The following is a 7,300-nucleotide window of genomic DNA, read 5'->3' on the forward strand; positions in this document are numbered from 1 at the left end:
TCAAGGGATGCTCCGCGTCCAGTGACGCGGAGCGTCACGGGCTGCATTCCCACGCAGAGCGTGGGAACGATCGGGTCTCAATCGATCCCGACAAACCCACCCGTCTGGTGCGCCCACAACCGCGCATACAACCCGCCATGGGCCAGCAGTTCGGCGTGGGTGCCGGTTTCGGCGATCTTGCCGTTTTCCAGCACCACCAGCCGATCCATGCGGGCGATGGTCGAGAGGCGGTGGGCGATGGCGATCACGGTTTTGCCTTGCATCAGGGTTTCCAGGCTTTCCTGGATCGCCGCTTCGACTTCCGAGTCCAGCGCGGAGGTGGCTTCGTCCATGATCAGAATCGGCGCGTCTTTGAGCAGCACCCGGGCGATGGCGATCCGCTGACGCTGGCCGCCGGACAGCTTCACCCCGCGCTCACCCACGTGGGCATCGAAACCGCTGCGGCCTTCGGCGTCCGAGAGCAACGGGATGAACTCGTCGGCCCGGGCTTTGTGCACCGCTTCCCAGAGTTCGGCGTCGGTGGAGTCGGGCCGACCGTAAAGCAGGTTGTCGCGAATCGAACGGTGCAGCAGCGAGGTGTCCTGGGTGATCATGCCGATGCGCTCGCGCAGGCTTTCCTGGCCGACCTCGGCGATGTTCTGGCCGTCGATGAGAATGCGCCCACCCTCCACGTCATAGAGACGCAGCAGCAGGTTGACCAGGGTCGATTTGCCAGCGCCGGACGGGCCGATCAGACCGATTTTTTCGCCGGGTTTGATGGTCAGGTTGAGGCCGCCGATGATGCCTTTCTTCTTGCCGTAGTGAAAATCCACGTGCTCGAAACGCACCTCGCCACGGGCCACGGCCAGGGGTTTGGCTTGCGCGTGGTCGGTGACGCTGACCGGTTGCGCGATGGTGCGCAGACCATCCTGGACCATGCCGATGTTTTCGAAGATGCCGGTCACCACCCACATGATCCAGCCGGACATGTTGACGATGCGGATCACCAGGCCCGTGGCCAGGGCAATCGCGCCCACCGAAATCAGCGACTGCGACCACAGCCACAGGGCCAGGCCGGTGGTGGTGACGATCAGCAGGCCGTTCATGCTGGTGATAGCCACGTCCATGCTGGTGACCACGCGGCCAGCCATTTGCGCTTTCTCGGTTTGTTCCTTGATCGCTTCCTTGGCGTACTGCTGTTCGTAATTGGTGTGGGCGAACAGCTTCAACGTAGTGATGTTGGTGTAGCCGTCGACGATACGGCCCATGAGTTTGGAACGCGCATCGGAGGACTGCACCGAGCGGTCCTTGACCCGTGGAACGAAGTAATAAAGTGCGCCGATGAAACCGCCGATCCAGGTGATCAACGGGATCATCAGGCGCCAGTCGGCTTCGGCAAACAGCACCAGGGCGCTGATCGCGTAGATCAACACGTGCCACAGCGCATCCACCGCTTGCACCGCCGAGTCGCGCAGGGCGTTGCCGGTTTGCATGATGCGCTGGGCGATGCGCCCGGCGAAGTCGTTCTGGAAGAAATTCAGGCTCTGCTTGAGCACGTAGCGGTGGTTCTGCCACAGGATCAGGCTGGTCATGCCCGGGGTCAGGGTCTGGTGCACCAGCAGGTCATGCAGGCCAAAGAAAATCGGGCGCAGGACCAGGGTGACCACCACCATCCAGGTCAGTTCGAGGGCGTGGTCCTGAAAGAAATTCGGGTTCGGCGTGCCTTGGGCCAGGTCGATGATGCGGCTCAGGTAATTGAACAGCGCGACTTCGATCAGCGAGGCGAACAGGCCGACGATCAACAGGGCGGCGAAACTCGGCCAGACCTGCTTCAAGTAATAGGTATAGAAGGGGAGAACCCGATCCGGCGGAGCCGCCGTCGGTGCATCGCGGAAGATGTCGATCAGTTTTTCAAAACGGCGATAAAGCATTGGTTCTCCGCCCGCGCTGGGGCTCTCCGTTGAACAGTGTGAGCGGTGCCGCCGGGCGGCAACCGCTCAAGACATCCTGTGAAGCTTAGTTGATGACTTTGGCCGACTTGATGTGCACAGGAACGGCAGGTACGTCTTTCATGCCGCTTTTGGTGGTGGTCTGAGAGTTGACGATGATATCAACCACATCCATGCCTTTAACGACTTTACCGAACACGGCATAGCCATCGCCCTGGTCGAGGAAGTCGTTGTCCTTGACGTTGACGAAGAATTGGCTGGTGGCCGAGTCTGGATCGGAGGTACGGGCCATAGACAATGTGCCACGCACGTTATGCAAACCGTTCTTGGACTCGTTCTTGATCGGTGCCTTGGTGTCTTTCTGCTGCATTTGTTCAGTAAAACCGCCGCCCTGGACCATGAAACCCGGGATCACACGGTGGAAAATCGTGTTGTTGTAGAAGCCGCTGTTGACGTAATCAAGAAAGTTCTTGGTACTGATCGGTGCCTTGACCGCGTCCAGTTCAATTTCGATTTGACCGTTGTCGGTCTCCAGCAGCACGTGCGGCGCCTTGGCGGGCGTGGCGGCCATCAAGTTGGCGGCAAACAGCACGGAGCCGGCGACGAGGGCGATTTTTTTCAGCATGGGTCAGTGATCCTGAGTAGTGGTGTCGACTGCGGTGAGAAACTCGAGCAGGGTTTGGTTAAAGCGTTCGGGTTGATCCAGCGGGGTGGCGTGGCGCGAATCGGCGATCACCACCAGCCGCGCATCGGGCAGCAGTTTTACATAGGTTTCTTTCAGCGCCACCGGCGTGTAGTCACGGTCGGCGCTGACGATGAGGGTTGGACAGGCGACCTTCGAAAGTCGTTCCTGGACGCCCCAGCCAACGATGGCATCGAAGCTGGCGAGATAAGCATGTTTGTCGTTTTTTGCCCAGCGCTCGGTCATCTTTTGTCGCAAGTCCGCCTGTTCCGGTTTCGGGAACAGCTTGGCACCCAGGGCCTTGCCGATGGCGCCGAGGCTCAGTACGCGCATCAGGCCCCAGCGTTTGAACCACTGCCAATAGTCGTCGCGGCTGCGTAACTTGACCTCGGGCGAACTGTTGACGATGCACAGGCTTTTCAGCAACTGCGGCTGATCGGTGGCCAGTTGGAAACCGATCATGCCGCCCATGGACAGGCCCACGTAATGGGTCGGGCCGAGTTTCAGATGTTCCATCAGCGCGATCAGGTCGGCGCTGAAACCGGCGATGCTGTAGTGCTCGCGGGGTTTGTCCGAACGACCGTGGCCGCGCACATCCGGGACGATCACTCGGTAGTGGGTGGACAACGCCGGGATCTGCATTTCCCAGTCCAGGGTGCTGGAACCCAGCCCGTGGACCAGCAGCAACGGAGCGCCGTGGCCATATTCCTCGTAGTGCAGGTTGCAACCTTCATGTTCGAAATAGGCCATGCAGAAACTCCGTGTCAGGCTTGTTCAGGGGCGGCGAAGGGCGCATCGAGCGGCGCGGTGTCGAAAGTGCGCAGCAGTTCGATAAGGATTTGCGTGGCCGGGCCCAGGGGTTTGTCCTTGTTCGAGTACAGATAGAAGCTGGGGTTGCGACTGCCGCCCTGATCCAACGGTAGCAGCTTGAGCGTACCTTCCTTCAATTCCCGTTCGATCATGTGCCGGGGTAGCCAGGCGAAACCCAGCCCGCTGCTGACAAATGTCGCGGCGGTGGCCAGGCTGCCGACGGTCCAGCGCTGCTCGGCGCCGAGCCAGCCGACATCCCGTGGCTGCTGGCGACCGGAGTCGCGGATCACCACTTGCATCTGGGTTTCCAGGTCCTGGAAATTGATTTCGCGGTTCAGCCGATGCAGCGGGTGTTCGGGGTGGGCGACGGCGACAAATTCCACATCACTCAATTCCGCCCCCAGGTAACCGGGAATGCTCAGGCCGGTGATGGCCAGGTCGGCGACGCCTTCGAGCAGGACTTCCTCCACGCCCGACAACACTTCTTCGCGCAGCCGCACCCGGCAGCCGCGGCTTTGCGGCATGAACGCGGTCAAGGCGCGCACGAGGCGGGCGCTGGGGTACGCGGCGTCGACCACCAGCCGCACTTCCGCTTCCCAACCCTGTTCCATGTGATGGGCCAGGTCTTCCAGTTGACTGGCCTGTTTCACCAGTTGCCGCGAGCGGCGCAGCAACACGCCGCCGGCCTCGGTGAGCACGGCTTTGCGGCCGTCGATGCGCAGCAGTGGCACGCCGAGCTGGTCCTGCATGCGGGCCACGGTGTAGCTGACCGACGATTGCGAGCGGTGCAGCGCTTCGGCGGCCTGGGCGAAACCGCCGTGGTCGACCACGGCCTGCAACGTTCGCCATTGATCAAGGGTCACGCGGGGCGCTTTCATGATGAGCTCCTCTTGTCCTAAGCTGGCAGTCCTTATTGGAGACTGCCGAATGAGAAAATTCTGTTTTGTGGTGTTGGTGATGCTGCCGCTGACCGCGTTTGCCTATCCGATCGATGTTAAAAAACAGCTCAATGGCATGAGCATCGACTACAACGCCTACGACACGGATAACGACATCGCGTCCATTCAGGTCAACAACTACGGCAGTAAGGATGCGACGTGTAAGGTGGTGTTCAACAATGGCCCGGAAGCACCGCGCACCCGCACGGTCGATGTGCCCGCCGGAAAACATAAAAATGCTACAGCCAAATTCACCCGCACGATTATCAAGATGCGTATCAACCTGAGCTGCACCCCGAAATAGATGACATGCCTGGGTGGGAGCGGGCTTGCTCGCGAAAGCGATGTGTCAGTCGACATCAATGTTGAATGACACGGCCCCTTCGCGAGCAAGCCCGCTCCCACAAGGGATGATCAGCTTATAAACGAATTTATCGATGCTTTATAGCAGTTATTTGCGCTTTTTCATCGATATAACTCTGTTTAATCTCCACTCCATCGCCTTACAGCATTCTCAGATGGAGCCTACATCCCATGTCCCGCGTTCTGATCATCGAAAGCAGCGCCCGTCAGCAAGACTCGGTTTCCCGTCAACTGACCCAGACCTTCATCAGCCAATGGAAAGCCGCGCATCCGGCGGACCAGATCACCGTCCGTGACCTGGCCGTCAACCCGGTGCCGCACCTGGACATCAACCTGCTGGGCGGCTGGATGAAACCTGCCGAGCAACGCAGCGACATCGAACAGGCTTCCCTGGATCGCTCTAATCAATTGACTGACGAACTGCTGGCTGCCGACGTACTGGTCATGGCCGCACCGATGTACAACTTCGCGATCCCGAGCACCCTCAAGGCGTGGCTCGACCACGTGCTGCGTGCCGGCGTGACCTTCAAGTACACCGACACCGGCCCCCAAGGTCTGCTCAGCGGCAAGCGTGCCTACGTGCTGACCGCTCGCGGCGGAATCTACGCCGGCAGCGCTGCGGATCACCAGGAACCCTACCTGCGCCAGGTCATGGGCTTCATCGGCATCCATGACGTCACCTTCATTCACGCCGAAGGCATGAACCTGGGCGGCGACTTCCAGGAGAAGGGTCTGAACCAGGCCAACGCCAAGCTTTCCCAAGTGGCCTGAGGCTTTAATCGCCAGATAATCCCTTGATGTTCAAGTGACGTGGCGCAACCCTTCAAGCCTGTACGCGCATCGAACCTCCCTTTGCACTTGTTGCTCCTGAGTGCTGTAGCCCGATTGAACGCTTTAGCGAGATCGGGCTTTTTTTTGCCCGCAATTTGATGACCCAATACAAATCCCCTGTGGGAGCGGGCTTGCTCGCGAAGAGGCCGTGTCAGTCGACACTAATGTGGAATGACACACCGCATTCGCGAGCAAGCCCGCTCCCACAGGGGATTTGTGTGTTGGCGAGATGTTCGCGATCGCCGACAAAACCCGCTATCGTCGCCGCCATTCGAAACGAGGCGAGTATGGGCTATCTACTTTTTGTCACGCTGATCCAGGCGTTTTCCTTCAGTCTGATCGGCGAATACCTGGCCGGACATGTCGACAGTTACTTCGCGGTGCTGGTGCGCGTTTTGCTGGCGGGGCTAGTGTTCATTCCACTGACGCGCTGGCGTTCGGTCGAGCCCGCGTTCATGCGCGGCATGTTGCTGATCGGCGCGTTGCAATTCGGCGTGACCTACGTCTGCCTGTACCTGAGCTTCCGGGTGCTGACGGTGCCGGAAGTGTTGCTGTTCACCATCCTCACGCCACTGCACGTGACCCTGATCGAAGACGCGCTGAACCGACGCTTCAACCCCTGGGCCCTGGTCGCGGCATTGGTGGCGGTGGCGGGCGCGGCGGTGATTCGCTACGACCGGATCAATCCGGATTTCTTCATGGGCTTCCTGCTGCTGCAACTGGCCAACTTCACCTACGCTGCCGGGCAAGTGCTTTACAAACATCTGGTAGCCCGTCACCCGAGTGATCTGCCGCATTATCGGCGTTTCGGCTACTTCTACCTCGGCGCACTGGCGGTGGCGTTGCCGGCGTTTCTGCTGTTCGGCAAACACAACTTCCTGCCCGAAGCACCGCTGCAATGGGGTGTGCTGGTGTTCCTCGGCCTGGTCTCGACGGCGCTGGGCTTGTACTGGTGGAACAAGGGCGCGTGCCTGGTGAATGGCGGGACCCTGGCGGTGATGAACAATTTGCATGTGCCAGTGGGGTTGCTGATCAATCTGCTGATCTGGAACCAGCATGAGGAATTGGGGCGGTTGTTCTTCGGCGGGGCGGTGATTCTGGCAGCAGTGTGGATCAGCCGGTTGGGTGTCCGGCGCGAAGTGTTGCCGTTGCGGGAACGGCCATGACGGACCTGAGCGCCGCCATCGAGCAGATCTACAAGCCCGCAGGCATGGCATTAACGGATGAAGTTCGGCGCGAGGAGGAGAGTGCCGAATACGGTGCTTGCCGCTTTGGCCTCGACGGCCAGTCGATGGTCTTCCGTGTGGCGAAAACCACGCCGACCAAGATTGGCCAGTTCGTCACGCTGTGGAAACGGCCGACGCCGGCCAGTGAGATTGCACCGCTCGATACCGGCGATGGCGTCAGTTTTGTGGTGGTCAGCGTTGCTGATGCAACGCACCGCGGGCAGTTTGTGTTTGACCTGAAGGTACTGGCGGCCAAAGGGGTTATGTCGATTGACGGTGAAGGTGGTAAACGAGCAATTCGCGTCTATCCGCCGTGGTCCCGCCCAGTCGCCAAACAGGCGATCAAGACGCAGCAATGGCAGCTCAAATATTTCCTCGCGATTGACCCAAGCGGTAATGCCGACCCCTTTCAGGTACGCCGACTGTTCGGAATATAGACACTAAAACCCTGTAGGAGCGAGGCTTGCCCGCGAAGGCGGAGTGTCATTCAACATTAATGTCGACTGACACTCCGCCTTCGCG

8 protein-coding genes are annotated in these 7,300 nt (G+C 59.8%); 4 read left to right on the forward strand and 4 right to left on the reverse strand.

All coding sequences use genetic code 11. From position 1 onward, the window contains the following. Positions 1-77: 77 nt before the first annotated feature. The 4 genes from BK665_RS32895 to BK665_RS32910 form a co-directional block, all read right to left on the reverse strand. Positions 78-1,910 carry an ABC transporter ATP-binding protein gene (locus BK665_RS32895; RefSeq protein ID WP_123410621.1) on the reverse strand — a complete coding sequence of 611 codons (1,833 nt, stop codon included), beginning with the start codon at positions 1,908-1,910 and terminating at the stop codon, positions 78-80. A gap of 85 nt (positions 1,911-1,995) precedes the next feature. Further along, positions 1,996-2,553, reverse strand: a complete 558-nt coding sequence (locus BK665_RS32900) for a peptidylprolyl isomerase (protein WP_123410622.1) — start codon at positions 2,551-2,553, stop codon at positions 1,996-1,998. 3 nt (positions 2,554-2,556) lie between these two features. Then, positions 2,557-3,360, reverse strand: coding sequence for an alpha/beta fold hydrolase (locus BK665_RS32905; RefSeq protein WP_123410623.1), 804 nt, complete (start codon positions 3,358-3,360; stop codon positions 2,557-2,559). A gap of 14 nt (positions 3,361-3,374) precedes the next feature. Then, positions 3,375-4,298 carry a PA3225 family LysR-type transcriptional regulator gene (locus tag BK665_RS32910; protein WP_123410624.1) on the reverse strand — a complete coding sequence of 308 codons (924 nt, stop codon included), beginning with the start codon at positions 4,296-4,298 and terminating at the stop codon, positions 3,375-3,377. A gap of 49 nt (positions 4,299-4,347) precedes the next feature. Here BK665_RS32910 and BK665_RS32915 point away from each other — a divergent pair, with 49 nt between their 5' ends. The 4 genes from BK665_RS32915 to BK665_RS32935 all read left to right on the forward strand — a co-directional run bounded on the left by BK665_RS32915 (position 4,348) and on the right by BK665_RS32935 (position 7,215). Continuing rightward, positions 4,348-4,662, forward strand: a complete 315-nt coding sequence (locus tag BK665_RS32915) for a 3-phosphoglycerate kinase (protein WP_123410625.1) — start codon at positions 4,348-4,350, stop codon at positions 4,660-4,662. Positions 4,663-4,892: 230 nt separating this feature from the next. Next, positions 4,893-5,492, forward strand: coding sequence for an FMN-dependent NADH-azoreductase (locus BK665_RS32920; protein ID WP_123410626.1), 600 nt, complete (start codon positions 4,893-4,895; stop codon positions 5,490-5,492). Positions 5,493-5,839: 347 nt separating this feature from the next. After that, positions 5,840-6,718: a carboxylate/amino acid/amine transporter gene (locus BK665_RS32930; RefSeq protein WP_123410628.1), complete on the forward strand. Its 879-nt coding sequence runs from the start codon at positions 5,840-5,842 to the stop codon at positions 6,716-6,718. Next, positions 6,715-7,215 carry a MepB family protein gene (locus BK665_RS32935; protein WP_123410629.1) on the forward strand — a complete coding sequence of 167 codons (501 nt, stop codon included), beginning with the start codon at positions 6,715-6,717 and terminating at the stop codon, positions 7,213-7,215. Before BK665_RS32930 ends, BK665_RS32935 begins: the two co-directional genes overlap by 4 nt. The last annotated feature ends 85 nt before the right edge of the window (positions 7,216-7,300 follow it).

Source organism: Pseudomonas frederiksbergensis (assembly GCF_003732665.1).
GTDB lineage: Bacteria > Pseudomonadota > Gammaproteobacteria > Pseudomonadales > Pseudomonadaceae > Aquipseudomonas > Aquipseudomonas frederiksbergensis_G.